Origin of the sequence: Chryseobacterium sp. C3, assembly GCF_014218905.1 — a bacterium.
Classification (GTDB): Bacteria; Bacteroidota; Bacteroidia; order Flavobacteriales; family Weeksellaceae; genus Chryseobacterium; species Chryseobacterium mucoviscidosis.
The window spans coordinates 221,950-235,955 of record NZ_JACLCU010000005.1 but is presented as its reverse complement, the minus strand read 5'-3'; the positions used below and the strand labels follow the sequence as shown (position 1 = coordinate 235,955).

Annotated in this window: 14 protein-coding genes; 10 read left to right on the top strand and 4 right to left on the bottom strand. The window is 36.8% G+C overall.

All coding sequences use genetic code 11. The features are described 5' to 3' along the window. Positions 1 to 43: 43 nt before the first annotated feature. Genes H6W53_RS12995 through H6W53_RS12980 form a run of 4 tightly spaced genes read left to right on the top strand, consistent with a single transcriptional unit; the run spans position 44 to position 4,926 of the window. Complete coding sequence (locus H6W53_RS12995) at positions 44 to 1,336, top strand: sigma-54 interaction domain-containing protein (protein WP_185207391.1); 1,293 nt, start codon at positions 44 to 46, stop codon at positions 1,334 to 1,336. 18 nt (positions 1,337 to 1,354) lie between these two features. Continuing rightward, positions 1,355 to 2,044, top strand: coding sequence for a hypothetical protein (locus tag H6W53_RS12990; protein WP_185207389.1), 690 nt, complete (start codon positions 1,355 to 1,357; stop codon positions 2,042 to 2,044). Then, positions 2,034 to 2,582, top strand: coding sequence for an LptE family protein (locus tag H6W53_RS12985; RefSeq protein ID WP_185207387.1), 549 nt, complete (start codon positions 2,034 to 2,036; stop codon positions 2,580 to 2,582). The genes H6W53_RS12990 and H6W53_RS12985 overlap by 11 nt, the downstream gene beginning before the upstream one ends. Position 2,583: 1 nt before the next feature. Beyond that, positions 2,584 to 4,926: a hypothetical protein gene (locus tag H6W53_RS12980; RefSeq protein WP_185207385.1), complete on the top strand. Its 2,343-nt coding sequence runs from the start codon at positions 2,584 to 2,586 to the stop codon at positions 4,924 to 4,926. Between the two features lie 232 nt (positions 4,927 to 5,158). On the opposite strand, the gene H6W53_RS12975 is transcribed toward H6W53_RS12980, so the two are convergent. The 4 genes from H6W53_RS12975 to H6W53_RS12960 all read right to left on the bottom strand — a co-directional run bounded on the left by H6W53_RS12975 (position 5,159) and on the right by H6W53_RS12960 (position 7,716). Beyond that, complete coding sequence (locus H6W53_RS12975; RefSeq protein WP_185207383.1) at positions 5,159 to 5,767, bottom strand: DUF4126 domain-containing protein; 609 nt, start codon at positions 5,765 to 5,767, stop codon at positions 5,159 to 5,161. A 128-nt stretch (positions 5,768 to 5,895) separates the two neighbouring features. Further along, positions 5,896 to 6,270 carry a ribonuclease P protein component gene (rnpA, locus tag H6W53_RS12970; protein WP_076391353.1) on the bottom strand — a complete coding sequence of 125 codons (375 nt, stop codon included), beginning with the start codon at positions 6,268 to 6,270 and terminating at the stop codon, positions 5,896 to 5,898. A gap of 101 nt (positions 6,271 to 6,371) precedes the next feature. Continuing rightward, positions 6,372 to 7,097, bottom strand: a complete 726-nt coding sequence (locus H6W53_RS12965) for a ThiF family adenylyltransferase (RefSeq protein ID WP_185207380.1) — start codon at positions 7,095 to 7,097, stop codon at positions 6,372 to 6,374. Then, the gene (locus tag H6W53_RS12960) at positions 7,090 to 7,716 is read right to left on the bottom strand and encodes a TatD family hydrolase (RefSeq protein WP_185207378.1); all 627 of its coding nucleotides are present in this window, start codon (positions 7,714 to 7,716) and stop codon (positions 7,090 to 7,092) included. The genes H6W53_RS12965 and H6W53_RS12960 overlap by 8 nt, the downstream gene beginning before the upstream one ends. Before the next feature lie 98 nt (positions 7,717 to 7,814). Between H6W53_RS12960 and H6W53_RS12955 the strand changes: the two genes are divergently transcribed. From H6W53_RS12955 to H6W53_RS12930, 6 genes are all read left to right on the top strand, one after another. Next, positions 7,815 to 8,444, top strand: a complete 630-nt coding sequence (locus H6W53_RS12955) for a TetR/AcrR family transcriptional regulator (RefSeq protein ID WP_087708520.1) — start codon at positions 7,815 to 7,817, stop codon at positions 8,442 to 8,444. 103 nt (positions 8,445 to 8,547) lie between these two features. Continuing rightward, on the top strand, positions 8,548 to 9,543 hold the full coding sequence (locus H6W53_RS12950) for an outer membrane protein assembly factor BamD (RefSeq protein WP_087708522.1): 996 nt from the start codon (positions 8,548 to 8,550) through the stop codon (positions 9,541 to 9,543). A 41-nt stretch (positions 9,544 to 9,584) separates the two neighbouring features. Beyond that, positions 9,585 to 9,908: a DNA-directed RNA polymerase subunit omega gene (locus tag H6W53_RS12945; protein WP_034681463.1), complete on the top strand. Its 324-nt coding sequence runs from the start codon at positions 9,585 to 9,587 to the stop codon at positions 9,906 to 9,908. A 122-nt stretch (positions 9,909 to 10,030) separates the two neighbouring features. After that, positions 10,031 to 11,233 (top strand): bifunctional phosphopantothenoylcysteine decarboxylase/phosphopantothenate--cysteine ligase CoaBC, encoded by a 1,203-nt coding sequence (coaBC, locus tag H6W53_RS12940; protein ID WP_185207376.1) that lies wholly within the window; start codon positions 10,031 to 10,033, stop codon positions 11,231 to 11,233. 36 nt (positions 11,234 to 11,269) lie between these two features. Then, positions 11,270 to 12,178, top strand: coding sequence for a DUF4835 family protein (locus tag H6W53_RS12935; protein ID WP_108409108.1), 909 nt, complete (start codon positions 11,270 to 11,272; stop codon positions 12,176 to 12,178). Positions 12,179 to 12,240: 62 nt separating this feature from the next. Next, positions 12,241 to 13,890: a DNA repair protein RecN gene (locus H6W53_RS12930; RefSeq protein ID WP_185207374.1), complete on the top strand. Its 1,650-nt coding sequence runs from the start codon at positions 12,241 to 12,243 to the stop codon at positions 13,888 to 13,890. Positions 13,891 to 14,006: the final 116 nt, after the last annotated feature.

Here is a 14,006-nt window from a genome sequence, read left to right as displayed (position 1 = left end):
TTAATGTAAATCCTATTCAAATCAATAATCTAAAAATTTACTTATGAGCAACGAGCTTCAAAATATAAAAAACCGCTTCGGAATTATCGGAAACTTTCCGGCTTTAAACCGTGCTTTGGAAAAAGCCATACAGGTCGCACCAACCGACATTTCAGTCCTTGTGATGGGGGAAAGTGGAGTGGGGAAAGAATTTATTCCGAAAATTATCCATTCAGAATCCAAAAGGAAACATCAACCTTATATTGTCGTGAACTGTGGTGCAATTCCCGAAGGAACGATTGATTCCGAACTGTTCGGACACGAAAAAGGAGCATTTACAGGAGCTACAGCAACCAGAAAAGGATATTTTGAGGTTGCCGATGGCGGAACGATCTTTTTAGATGAGGTGGGAGAGCTTCCTTTACAGACGCAGGTTCGTTTACTTCGTGTTTTGGAAAGCGGCGAATTTATGAAAGTAGGTTCTTCACAGGTTCAGAAAACCAATGTAAGAATTGTCGCTGCAACAAATGTGAACATGATGAAGGCAATTCAGGACGGAAGATTTCGTGAAGACCTTTATTACCGTCTGAATACAGTGCAGATCGATATGCCGCCTTTACGCGAAAGAAAAGGAGATATTCATTTGCTTTTCAGAAAATTTGCCATCGATTTTGCTGAAAAATACAGAATGCCAGAACTTGAACTTGAGCCAAGTGCGGTACATTATATCGAAAATTATACGTTCCCCGGAAATATTCGTCAGCTAAGAAATTTGGTAGAACAAATGACGGTCGTAGAAAGAAACAGACACGTAGAAGTTGAAAAACTGGCGGAATATATTCCCATGGAATCACACCTTCCGATGGTTGTCAATACTCCGAATATGCCAAAGCAGAACGATTTCGGAAGTGAAAGAGAAATCATGTACAAAATTCTATTTGACATGAGAAACGATATTAATGATTTAAAATCCTTAACTTCGGAATTGATAAAAAACAGAGGAACATCTGATCTGAGCAGTCACGAGAAAAATTTAATCAACAGAATTTATACTCCTGAAACACAGCAGAATGTGGCTCCCGGTTCTTTACTGTATTTTGAAAACAACAGTAATCATAATCCGGTAGTTCAGAATCCGACAATTATTTCAGAGCCGGACAACAGCTACGAAGATATTGAAGATATTGAAATTGAAGAAAACAGACCGGAATCTTTATCGCTTCAGAATAACGAAAAAGACCTGATAATCAAAGCATTGGAAAAGCATAAAGGAAGAAGAAATAAAGCGGCAGACGAACTGGGGATTTCCCAAAGAACTTTATACAGAAAAATAAAACAGTATAACTTAGAAGAATAATAAACTAAAAATTAAATCATGGTGAAAATTAATGCAAAACCGGTCAATTTCAAATTAGGAAATTACATCAGCGACGGATACGAATTCTATAAGGCAAATTTTGGAAATTTATTAGGAGCTTTCTTCCTTGCAATGGTGATGTCAATCATTCCTTTTTGCGGACTTTTGGCAGTGGGAAATTTCTATAAATATTGCCGTGATTTAAGAGCCGGAAGACAGGTAAGCGCAGGAGATATCTTCAATTTTGATAATTTCACGCCTTACTTTATGATTCAGCTTATTTTATTCGCCGGAATAATGGTTATTTATATTCCCATGTTTATCATGATGGTCGCAATGGGAGAACAGGATCCTTCCGCCGGACCGCCCGCATTTTTTTTCATTTATATGTTTTTTGTGTATGTTGGGATTTTATTTGTAGCCCTGAAAGGTTTTTATATGCCCGCTTTAATTTCTCTTGCAGGAGTTACAGAGATTAAACAGGCATGGAAAATCTCTTCGGTGATGAGTAAAGGAAACCTTTGGTCCATCTTTTTATATTCACTGGCGGTAGGATTTTTATCTCAGTTAGGAGTTATAGCATGTTTTATTGGCTTGATTTTTACAATACCATTTGCCTATGCTTCTCATTATTTTGCATACGAAGATGCTTTAAAGCAGGTTACTTATGACGAAATTCAGGAAATTGGAATTAAAAATGAATTTTAAAATTAAAAATATTAAAATCGGACAGCCAAAATTTTGGCTTTTGGCACTGTGCTTATCAGTGCTGAACTCGTGTTATAGTTTTACGGGATCATCTCTTAAAGATGAAAAAACAATTCAGATCAATGAATTTCCCAATAATGCCCCTTTGGTAAATCCTACATTGTCTCAGCAGTTTTCTACGGATATCCAAAACAGATTTCTTCAGAGAACCACTTTAAAAGGAACGAAGGAAAATCCGGACATTTTGGTAGAAGGTGAAATTACAGATTATTCTATTACACCTACAACCATCAGTTCCAATACGGTTTCTACCAATTCAGGAGGTGTAATACAGGAATCCCAGAATAAACTTACCATTACTGTAAAAGTTCATTACGAGAACAAACTTCATCCGGAGCTTAGTTTCGACAGAACATACAGTGATGAAGCGGTGTTCAACAGCAATCTTTCCCAGTCTGAGATAGAATCTTCTCAGGTGAAAATTGCAACAGACAGAATTATAAACAAGATATTTAACGATATTGTAGCGAACTGGTAAGATGAATCATAGAGTTTTAGAATTATTAAAGACCCCGAAAAACATTCAGTCAGAAGATCTCCATCTTCTGAAAGAAGAGATTAATTCTTTTCCCTATATTCAGAATATCAGAGCGTTGTATTTGTATGGGGTGCATCTGTATGATAAAGACAATTATCAGACAGTACTTTCTACAACAGCCGCTTATACAACCGATAAAAAAATCCTTTATCAGCTGATTAACGGTAAAATTCAGCAGAAGCCAAAACCTGAAATAAAACTGGAAACGGTAAAGGAAAAAAATATTCCTTCGGAAAATCCGCTTAAAATTCTATATCAGAAAAAAGCGGGAAGTTTTCCACTTAAAAGAGAGAAAAATCCTGCAATCGAACCTCAACCTCAAATCGTTGAGGAATCTCTACCAGCCGTTGCAGAAACTAAAGAAACAGATCGCATTCTTCCGCCTCCGAGAGAAGAAATTAAACATTTGTATGTAAACGGAGAACGAAACAGAATTCTGTTCGAAGGAGAAGAAAATTTCCTGGAAGATAATACTTTTGAAACAATTGATCTTGAATCTACACTGGAATCCGGTTCTATCGTAACCCAGAAAGCTGAGAAAAAAGAAGAGACCGCTTCAGAAGAAAAATTTAACGAAAATCCTCTTCCGATTGCAGCAGAATACGAAGAATCCACTCCTGAAACTATAGTTGAAGAAGAAAACGAAAATTCTGAAGCTGAACAAGAGGAAATTTCAGATAATTCAGAGTCGGAATCTTCTAAAGAGGAAGCTGTATCCGAGATTCAGGAAGAAGAAAATAAATCAACAGAAGAGCAGTCTGATCATATTTCAGATGAAGCTGAAAACGAAGAGCTAAAACCGACGGAAGAAATTTCAGAATTCACCACTGAAATCATTGTTGAAGAGGAAAATCTAAATGCTGAAACTGAAAAAGAAGAAATTTCAGATAAATCAGAATTAAGCTTCCATGAAACAGAAGCTTTTCTTCCGGAAGTACAGGTCTCTGTAAATGAATCTGTTGAAGAACCAAAAAATGAAAGCAGCCAGTCTGAAAATTCAGAAATAAACGCATCAGAAGAGTCCGCAGAATTTACGCCTGAAACGATTATTGATGAAGATGAAATTTCATCCGAGAAAGAAGAAAAGGTTGTTCAGAATGATGCTGAGCTAAGTTTCCACGGAACAGAATCTTTCCTTCCGGAAGTGAAAATTCAGGCAAATACAGAAGAAAAAATTACGGAAGCTCCTCAGCTTAACCTCAATAAACATGAAGACGAAATGCGCCGTCTGATTGAGGAAGTGGAGAAGAAAATGAAGGAAAAAGCGGCTGCGGAAGAACATAAAAAAGAAGAAGAACCTGAAAATATCGGTCACGACATCAGTTTTGCCGAAACCCAAAGTTTTGAAGTAAAACCTGTTGAAACGGAAACTCAGGAAGAAATTAAAACGGAAAATCCAGTAGCAGAAAACAGTTCTGAACAGACAGAGGAACCAAAAGCCGAAGTCAGTGAAGAAAAAGAAGAAATTCCGGCAAAAGAACAAGAAGCGGAAATTCAGTCTGCGTGGAAACCAATGTCTTTTGATTCCAATCTCCCGGATTCTCTGATCAGTAAATCTCCTGAAGTTCCTCAGCCTAAAACTGAAGAGCTTAAAACAGATGAAGCAGTGGAAATTCAGCAACAGGAGATTGCAGAGCAGGAGCAAGTTGCAGAAGCCGAAACTGAGCCGGATTCCGACGAAGAAAGCATAGTGTCTGAAATTTCAGAAGAAACAACTGAACAAAATACCGATGAAGATGTTTCTGAGAATTCGGAAGAAAATAAAGAGGAAGTTCCGGTAATGAACGTTTCGTTTTTCGGATCGGGATGGACGATTCCTCAACCAGAAAAAGAAAAAATGACAGAAGAACCCAAACAGGAAAGCAAAGAAGAAAATACAGTTGAAATTCCTGTGGAAAAACCTGCAAAAACAGCCAAACCGAATACCTTCGATAGCAATGTTCCGGGATTCATCAATACATGGCAGAGCTGGCTGAAAATCGACAGAACGGAGGAAAAGCCAGAAGAGGAAAAAACCGATCTGAAAACCAAGGTGATTGAAACTTTTATCGAAAACAATCCGAGAATCAGTCAGTTAAAAGAAGAAAGTACATTTGTCGTAAAAGAAAAAGGAGACGATATCTCGCATTTGATGACAGAAACTCTGGCAAATCTTTATTTTGAGCAGAAATTATACACGAAAGCTATAAAAGCATTTGAAATTCTGATCAAGAAAACCCCTGAAAAGAAAAAATATTACGAAGGTAAAATTCAGGAAATTAAAGATTTCAGAACCAAAGGATAACCTAAAAAAAATACAATGAGCTTATCGCTTTTCAGATCCTTTTTGGTGCGGTTGCGGTCATCATCTTGTACATTGCAGCAATTGCTGTTCTGTTGAGAACAAAATCAGGAATCCTGCCTTATTTGTCATTAATTCTTTTTCCCGTCATAGGTCATTTGGGAATTCTTCTTGGAAATTATAACAGGAAAGTAAAATAAACAAAAGAGCGGAAAATTTTTCCGCTCTTTATTTTTTATGTCTGTTGAGGAAGTTCTTTATTTTTCCTGAATTTCTGCCACAATCTTCGTCCGAACACGATAACACCTATAACGATTATAATAGCACAGATTCCTGCAATAATTGGAGCGACCATCGCTAAAAAAGCCATGATTCCTGCTCCGGCTGTTTCTGCGGTTCCGACGACGGAATTTCCCAAACCTCCCGTAGTTGCAGTCGACGCAGCCCGAAGCCCCGCAAATCCAGAACTGATGGTGGCTGCGGTTCCGCCTCCCGCAATTAAAGCTAAAGCCCATTGTGGAAAAGTTCCCAGATCTGCAAATTGACTGGCAAACAGAACAGAACCAGCAATCGTTGCCATCGGAACAGAAATTGTGTCCAGCAAATGGTCTACAAAAGGAATGTAATACGCTAAAACCTCAACAACGGTTGCAATTCCGGTGGTGATTAAAGTGGGAAGTCCGGAAAGCCATTCAAAATTTTCGCTCATGGGAATCCAGTGCATATACGAAGCAAGACTTACGGCAAACATCGGAAGAAATACCCGGAATCCGCTTGCTGCAGCCAGTCCGATACCGATAAACGCACTCAGGAGATAAGGTAAATAGGGAACGTTGTCTAACATGTTAATTTTCAGATTGATTGTTTTCCCTAAGGTACAAAAAAATAAATTCTGAGAAATTTTCTGATAAAAATATTCCCTTAGATAAATTCAGCCTAAGAAATTCAACAAAAATAGGGGATAGAAAAAAATTAAGACTTTTTCTGAGCCTGACAAAGCTTGATAAACTGTGCCTCTACATCCTGAAATTTTTCAGGCATTTCCGGAGAAGCCCAAAACATCATTGCCATTGTTTTATCGCCAAAAGCTTCTTTAAAAAGATCTTTATTCAGACGATAACATTCTCTTAAAAGTCTTTTGATGCGGTTTCTGTGAACCGCTTTTTTAAAATATTTTTTGGAAACCGAAACCGCAAATTTCGTGCTTTCAACAGGAGTTGTCGGTTTGTTTTTAAGAATAATGATTCTCAGATTCCCATTAGTTCTCCATTTACCTTTTTCGAAAAGTAAAGAGATCTCGGTATTTTTCTTGAGTTTTTCGGCTCTGGGATATCTGAAATTTGTCATGTACGGACTGTAAAGATAGGATTTGTAAGATGGTTTTCCCACAGATTTTAAAAATTCAGGCAAAAAGATTTTTGATTGTCCTTAAAATCTGCGGGAAAAAATTAATTTTTCTTGGTTAAATAATTGATGACTTCCGCTGCGGCATACAACCCGAAAATTGCCGGAATAAAGCTGATGGTTCCGTAAAAAGATCTTTTATAATTCGTTCCGTCCGTCATTTTTAAACTGTCGTCTTTTTGCAGCTCATCAGAAAAAACGCATTTAAATCCTTTGTTTATTTTTTCTTTTCGAAGTCTTTTTCTTACCTGTTTTGCGAGATAGCAGTTCTGGGTTTTGCTGATGTCTTTCACCATCACTTTGCTCGGATCTGTTTTTCCTCCGGCTCCCATGGAACTTACAAGTTTTATTTTTCTCTTTTTTGCTGCTTTTATCAGGCAAAGTTTAGGCGTTACACTGTCGATACAGTCCAGAACATAATCAAACTTTCCGTTGTCAAGAATTTCGTCCATTCTTTCAGGATTCAGGAATTCGTTGATTTTGATGAGGTTAAGTTTTGGATTAATGTCTAACAATCTTTCAGCAACCACTTCAACTTTGTGTTTTCCTACCGTGGAATGTAGAGCAGGCAACTGTCTGTTAATGTTGGTGATATCTACCGTATCGCCGTCTACAATCGTCATGTTTCCGACTCCGGCTCTTGCAAGGAATTCTGCTGCAAAAGAACCGACACCACCCAAACCGACAACAAGAACTGTTGCTTTATTCAACTTTTCCAAACCTTCTTCTTTTAAGAGAAGCTCCGTTCTTTCCAACCAGTATTTATCCATGTTTTATTGTCTCTAAATTTTCCGAAATCTGTTTGTTTAAATTTTCCAGCGAAATTCCCTTTATTTCAGATACTTTCTCATACAATTCTTCGATGCTGAAATCGTCATTGTCGGTTTCCAGAAAGATTTTATCTAAAGGAGTAATTTTCAAAGTATTTTGCAAAGATAAATTATACAAAACCGCTTTTCCAAAACTCAGGTAAAAATTATTTTTCAGCAGATCTTCCGCAATCCTTTCTTTTTTATTAAAACCATGAATAATCATGGGCTGTTCTGCATATTTTTTAAAAGAAATCACTTCATAAAACTTCCGTACACAATGAATGATTATTGGCTTTTTAACCTCATTTGCGAACCTTATCTGTCTTAAAAAAACTTCTTCCTGAATTTTCTCTTCAGCTTCAGCAAAAGAATCCAGACCGCATTCCCCAATTGCAAAACAGTTTTCAGAAATCATGTTTCTCATCCATTTAAACTGATTATCAAGATTATTTACATCAATATCTTTCGGATGAATGCCTATTGAATACGGAACATCCGGCGGAATCTGCTCAATATTCAGATTATAAATTCCGTTTGGTATATTTTTTTTATGATGATGAAAATCAAAAAAATCCATACCTCAAAAATAGTATTAATTTAGATTTAACGTAAATTTCTTAAACGAACGTTTATAAATCTGTTAAAAATTTCATAACTTTACTTAAACTACACTTCATGAAGAAAAAATTTACAGAAAAACAAATTCACATTTTAGATATCGCGGAAGAACTTATTGCAAAAAAAGGATATGAGGGAACCTCCGTGAGAGATATTTGTTCTAAGGCAAATATTAATGTGGCTATGATCTCCTATTATTTTGGCTCGAAGGAAAAGATGATGTCGTATCTTTATCAGTACAGGGTTTTAAAAACAAGAGAAACTTTTTCAGAGTTTGCAGATACCATTAAAGACGGCAAACCGGAAATGCAGCTTAAAGAAATTATTAAATATATTGTTTCCCAGTTATTTAAATATAATTATTTCCATGGGTTTGTTACACAGGAACTTCGTCATACAGAAAATTTAAAAGATGAATTGCTGGATTTTTATCAGCTCTTCGTTAAAAAATTAGACGAAGTCATTAAAAAAGGAGTGGCTTCAGGTGTTTTTACCTTCACTCCCAAACCTGAAGATATTTTAACAACCATTATCGGTTCCACTTTATTCGTAATTCGCAACCGGAATTTTTATGAATTGTATGTTCCGAACAAAAGCGAGGAAACCTACACAAAGGAAGCTGAGAAAAAAGTGAGAATGAATCTTTTAATGACCGTTTTTGCCATTTTGGGATATGCTGCAGACTAAATTTACGTTAAATAATCATAAAAAAAAATCTATTGGCAAAAAAGTTATATTTTTGCAAATTAGTAAATCGGCTGAATAATCCGAAAACTGTTGAACTTTTTATATGAAAAAATATATTTTAGGTATTTTTACTGTAGCAGTAGTAGCTTCGTGCGTAAGTAAGCAGGAAAGAGCAATGAAAAGTGCGGATAAAAATCTTATCTTAAAAACTGCCAATGAAAACTTTGCTAAAAAGAAGTGGAAAAACGCTTTAGCACTTTACGACAGGCTTCCAAACCTTGTTGCAGGTACAGATGATGCTCCCAATGTGGTTTTTAATTCGGCGTATGCGAATTATTATGACAAAAATTACAGATTAGCGGGAAATCAGTTTAAAAATTTTGCAATCAGCTTTCCTCAGGATAAAAGAAGGGAAGAGGCGGCATATATGTCTGCTCTGTGTTACTACGAAGGTTCAATGGATTATAATCTGGATCAGTCTACCACACAAACAGCAATTAACGAACTTCAGGATTTCTTAAATAATTATCCGAACTCCGAAAGATCTAAAAATATCAATACGCTTATTGACGAACTGTCTTATAAGCTTGAGTTCAAAGCGTACGAAAATGCAAGACAATACTACAAAATGGCAGAATACAAAGCTGCCAATGTAGCATTTGAAAACGTTCTGGAAGATTTCCCGAGTACAAAACTTCGTCCGCAGATTTATGATTATATCGTAAAGTCCCGTTACGAACTGGCTACAAAATCAGTATATGATCTTAAAGATGAACGTATAGAAAGCGCATTGGCCTTCACAAGACAGATCGAAAAGGAAATGCCGAACACTGAAGTTTCAAAAACTGCTTTGGAGATCAGAAGCAAGCTTGAAAAAGAAAAGAAAGAATTTGCTGTAGTTAAGAAAAATACAGAAGCAAGAATTGCCGTTCTAACGGAAAGACAGAAAAAGCTGGAAGCGAAGAATGCGGAACAGGCAAAAACCGTTCAGCAGGAGAAAGATCAGGTAGAAGCAGAAAAGAAAGCAATGCAGATCCAGAGGGACAGTGCAGCAATTAGCACACCTCCGCCGGCGGCGACTTTCAAAATTAAAAGATAATTCGTAAATTTGCGAACTTAAATAAAATTAATATTCTCAAAATGAGTGTAAAAGATACAAAAGCAGAAGTAAATACCATTACTTACGATAAGGATAAGATTGAAGACAAAGTAGGCTCAATCTACGAAGCGATTGTTATCATGGGAAAAAGAGCAGAGCAGATCAACGCTGAAATTCGTACAGAGCTTCACAATAAGCTAGACGAGTTTGCTGTTCATAATTCTACATTGGAAGAAGTTTTCGAAAACAGAGAACAGATCGAGATCTCTAAACATTACGAAAAACTTCCAAAGCCGACTTCTATTGCAATTGAAGAATGGCTGAACGAAGATGTGTACTTCAGAAAAACTGAAGAGAGAAAATAAAAATCAGTGTATTTTTTATATATGAAGGTCATAAGGAAATCTTTTTCTTTATGACCTTCGTTGTTTGGACGGCTTTTGTGAGAAAAAATAAGTAATTTAGTATTCTTAAAAATTAAAATTGAATGAGTCTTTCCGGTAAAAAAATTCTCATCGCGATTTCCGGAGGAATTGCAGCCTATAAAATTCATTTTCTGATCAGAGATTTTGTGAAAAAAGGAGCCGAAGTTCAGGTAATTATGACGCCTGATGCAGAACATTTCGTTACGAAGCTCAGTATTTCCACTTTATCCAAAAATCCGGTGTACTCAGACTTTTACAGTGATAACGGAACATGGAACAGCCATGTTGAAATGGCTTTGTGGGCAGACGTAATGATTGTTGCTCCATGCACGGCAAGTACATTGTCTAAAATGGTTCATGGGTTATGCGATAATCTTGTAATTGCAACGTATATGTCTGCAAAATGTCCTGTTTTTATTGCACCTGCAATGGATCTGGATATGTATGCACATCCGTCTACAACCAGAAATCTGGAATTGGCAGAAAGTTTCGGACACCATATTATTCCGGCGGAAAGCGGAGAACTGGCAAGCGGATTAATCGGGCAGGGAAGAATGGCAGAACCGGAAACGATTGCAAAATCAATTGAAGATTTTTTTGATTCTGAAACTAAAAAAACATTAGTTGGAAAAACCGTTTTAATTACAGCCGGACCAACGTATGAAGCGATTGATCCTGTGAGATTCATCGGAAATCATTCCTCTGGAAAGATGGGGTTTTCTCTGGCGGAAGAAGCCGCAAAAAGAGGTGCAAAAGTAATTTTAATTTCGGGACCGAGCTCTCAGAAAATCAATAATAAAAATATTGAATTATATAAGGTGACCTCAGCAAAAGAAATGTTATCGAAAGTTCTGGAGTATTACGATACAACAGACATCGGAATTGCAAGTGCTGCCGTGGCAGATTACGCTCCGAAAGAAGTGGCAAAGGAAAAGATCAAAAAGAATGACGAAAATTTAACGATCGAACTGGTTAAAAATCCGGACATTCTTAAAACCATGGGTGAAAAGAAAACCCATCAGTTTTTAGTCGGTTTTGCATTGGAAACTCAGAACGAAGAGGAAAATGCCAAAGGAAAGCTGGAAAAGAAAAATCTGGATATGATCGTTTTAAATTCGCTTCGTGATGAAGGAGCCGGTTTTAAAAATGATACCAATAAAATAAAAATATTTACCAAAACGGAAAAAACAGAATTTGATCTGAAATCTAAAGAAGAGGTAGCGAAAGACATTTTGGATTTTGTTGAGTCTCAACTTTTAAAATAATTTTAATAAATTTCCGTTCTCAATTTTTAGTAGATAATGAAAAAATTTTTAAGCATATTTTTACTTCTGTTTTTATTCAGTCAGAGTTTTTCTCAGGAGTTACTGGCAACGGTACAAGTGAATTCCCAGCAATTGGGTGGAAGTAACCAGTCTGCCTACAAAGCTCTGGAGAAAAGTCTGAGAGATTTCATCAACAATACAAGCTGGACAGGAAAAAGACTTCAGAATTTTGAAAAAATAAAATCCAACTTCGCAATCGTGATCAGCGAAAGAGACGGAAACCGTTTCAGGGGAAGTATTGTGGTACAGGCAGTTCGTCCGGTTTTCAACACCACGTATGAATCTCCTTTGCTTAACCTTCAGGATACAAGATTTTCTTTTGATTATGTGGAAAATGAAAACCTTATCTTCAACGAAAGACAGTTTTCCGGAAAAAATTTAATTGATGTTATCAGTTTTTATGTTTATGTTATTTTGGGAATGGATGCAGACAGTTTTCAGTCGATGGCAGGAACACAATGGTATCAGAAAGCACAGCAGATTGCACAAAACGGAGAATCTCAGAATACCTACGACGGTTGGAAGCAGATCAATGAGCCGAGAAGCCGTTCTATTCTGATTAAAGAAATTATGAGCCCGAACTGGAGCCAGCTTCGCGCTACGATTTATTCTTATCACAGAGCCGGACTGGATAACCTGTTCAATCAGGATCAGAGCCAGGGCAAAAAAGTGATTTTTGATGCTTTAATGCAGCTTAAACAATACGAGAATTCTTTTCAGCAGGCTTATTTCTTCAATCTTTTCATGGATTCCAAGGCAGATGAGATTTTCAACATCTTCAATTCCGGAAATAACGGAGGAATTGTTCTTGGCGATCTTAAGAATGAAATGATCATCCTTTCGCCAAAAAATACCGAAGCAAGATGGAATAAATGGAAACAGTAATTCACTTGAATTCTGAAATCTAAAGTTCTATATTTGCAATAGCCAAATAATCGCTATTATCAATGCTTTCGAGAATTTACATTAAAAACTTTGCCCTTATTGATACCCTTGAAGTATCATTACACAACGGTTTACAGGTGATTACCGGAGAAACCGGTGCGGGAAAATCTATCATTTTAGGTGCGCTCCGATTGATTCTGGGTGAAAGAGCAGATGTAAAATCGATCTCAAAAGCAGAAGAAAAAAGCATCGTAGAAACAGAATTTTCCCTGAACAATCAGTTCAAAAAATTCTTTATCGAAAATGATCTGGATTACGAACATCAGACCATTATCCGAAGAGAAATTTTACCTTCCGGAAAATCAAGAGCGTTCATCAATGATGTTCCTGTAACACTGGATATTTTGAAAGAACTGTCTTCTCAGTTGATCGACATTCACTCCCAGTTTGAAACGTCGAATCTTTTTACGGCAGAATATCAGTTTAAAATCATCGACGGACTTTCTGAAAACAAGCAGATCATTCATGAGTATCAGAATGAATTTTCAGATTTTCAAAGCCTTAAAACACAGCTCAAAAAACTACAGACGCAGCTTTCGGATTCCAATAAAGAAAGTGACTATAAAGCGTTTCTTCTGAACGAGCTTGAGGAACTTCATCTGGATAATGTGGATTATGAAGAACTTCAGAATCAGCTTTCCATTCAGGAAAATGCGGAAATGATCTCCGATAATCTGGCGCAGGTTTTATCAAGATTTCATCAGGAAGAAGTAGGAATTTTGTCATTTTTTAATGAAGCGAAAAATAAACTTGCCAAAATTGCGGAAGTTTCCCAGAGTTTTGCAGAGCTTGATGAAAGGCTTGAAATGTCTTTTGTGGAATTAAAAGACATTATCTCCGAGCTGGAAGATGAAGCGGAAAGCATAGAAGTGAATCCTGAAAATTTAGCGTTACTGGTTGAATTAAACAACAGAATCAATAATCTTTTTGTAAAACATAACGTTTCCGATCTTACAGAACTCAAAGAAATCAGAGATCAGTTAGCCGGAGAACAGCAGGGCGCGTCCGAATTGGTGGCTCAGATTGAGGAGGTAGAAGAAAATATTTCCAAAAAAGAAAAAACACTTCAGTCTTTGGCTGAAAAACTTTCGAAAAACAGAAAAAAGAGCATCCCTGTTTTCATCAAAAAAGCAGAATCTTTACTGAAAAAACTAGGTCTTGAAAAAGCCAGAGTTGATATTGAACTGCACGATTCTTCGGATTTCAACCCATTTGGAAAAGAAAATATCCAGCTTTTGTTTCAGGCAAACTCAGGATTTCCGTTAAAGCCGATTCAGACGGCAATTTCCGGTGGTGAAAGATCAAGGGTAATGTTGGCGGTAAAAAAGATCATTGCAGAAAGTGATGAACTTCCAACTTTAATTTTAGACGAAATCGATACAGGAGTTTCTGGAAAAGTAGCCGAAGAGATCGGAAATCTGATGCGTGAAATGTCTGCCGATATGCAGCTGATCGTCATTTCTCACTTAGCACAGGTTGCCGCAAAAGGGAACAACAATTACAAAGTGCTGAAACAGGACATCGCCGGAAAAACCCAGTCTACCATTGTTCCTTTAAGTGACGAGGAAAAGCTGAACGAGATTGCCCAGTTGCTTTCCGGAAGTAAGATTACGGAAGCGGCTTTGGCGCAGGCGAAAGAGTTGATAGGGTAGGTTTTAACGAAATAAATGATATAGGACTTCTGGATTTTCAGAGGTCTTTTTTATTTGGGGATCTATTTAACATAAAAACAAAGCTGTTTTTCATTTCAAAAAAATGATTACTTTTG

What these genes read in the sequence shown, in the direction of transcription:
- H6W53_RS12965 (WP_185207380.1), bottom strand. Translation starts at nt 7,097, where the DNA reads ATGGATAAATACTGGTTGGAAAGAACGGAGCTTCTCTTAAAAGAAGAA.
- H6W53_RS12990 (WP_185207389.1), top strand. Translation starts at nt 1,355, where the DNA reads ATGGTGAAAATTAATGCAAAACCGGTCAATTTCAAATTAGGAAATTAC.
- H6W53_RS12980 (WP_185207385.1), top strand. Translation starts at nt 2,584, where the DNA reads ATGAATCATAGAGTTTTAGAATTATTAAAGACCCCGAAAAACATTCAG.
- H6W53_RS12985 (WP_185207387.1), top strand. Translation starts at nt 2,034, where the DNA reads ATGAATTTTAAAATTAAAAATATTAAAATCGGACAGCCAAAATTTTGG.
- H6W53_RS12955 (WP_087708520.1), top strand. Translation starts at nt 7,815, where the DNA reads ATGAAGAAAAAATTTACAGAAAAACAAATTCACATTTTAGATATCGCG.
- rnpA (WP_076391353.1), bottom strand. Translation starts at nt 6,270, where the DNA reads ATGACAAATTTCAGATATCCCAGAGCCGAAAAACTCAAGAAAAATACC.
- H6W53_RS12950 (WP_087708522.1), top strand. Translation starts at nt 8,548, where the DNA reads ATGAAAAAATATATTTTAGGTATTTTTACTGTAGCAGTAGTAGCTTCG.
- H6W53_RS12935 (WP_108409108.1), top strand. Translation starts at nt 11,270, where the DNA reads ATGAAAAAATTTTTAAGCATATTTTTACTTCTGTTTTTATTCAGTCAG.
- H6W53_RS12930 (WP_185207374.1), top strand. Translation starts at nt 12,241, where the DNA reads ATGCTTTCGAGAATTTACATTAAAAACTTTGCCCTTATTGATACCCTT.
- H6W53_RS12975 (WP_185207383.1), bottom strand. Translation starts at nt 5,767, where the DNA reads ATGTTAGACAACGTTCCCTATTTACCTTATCTCCTGAGTGCGTTTATC.
- H6W53_RS12960 (WP_185207378.1), bottom strand. Translation starts at nt 7,716, where the DNA reads ATGGATTTTTTTGATTTTCATCATCATAAAAAAAATATACCAAACGGA.
- H6W53_RS12995 (WP_185207391.1), top strand. Translation starts at nt 44, where the DNA reads ATGAGCAACGAGCTTCAAAATATAAAAAACCGCTTCGGAATTATCGGA.
- H6W53_RS12945 (WP_034681463.1), top strand. Translation starts at nt 9,585, where the DNA reads ATGAGTGTAAAAGATACAAAAGCAGAAGTAAATACCATTACTTACGAT.
- coaBC (WP_185207376.1), top strand. Translation starts at nt 10,031, where the DNA reads ATGAGTCTTTCCGGTAAAAAAATTCTCATCGCGATTTCCGGAGGAATT.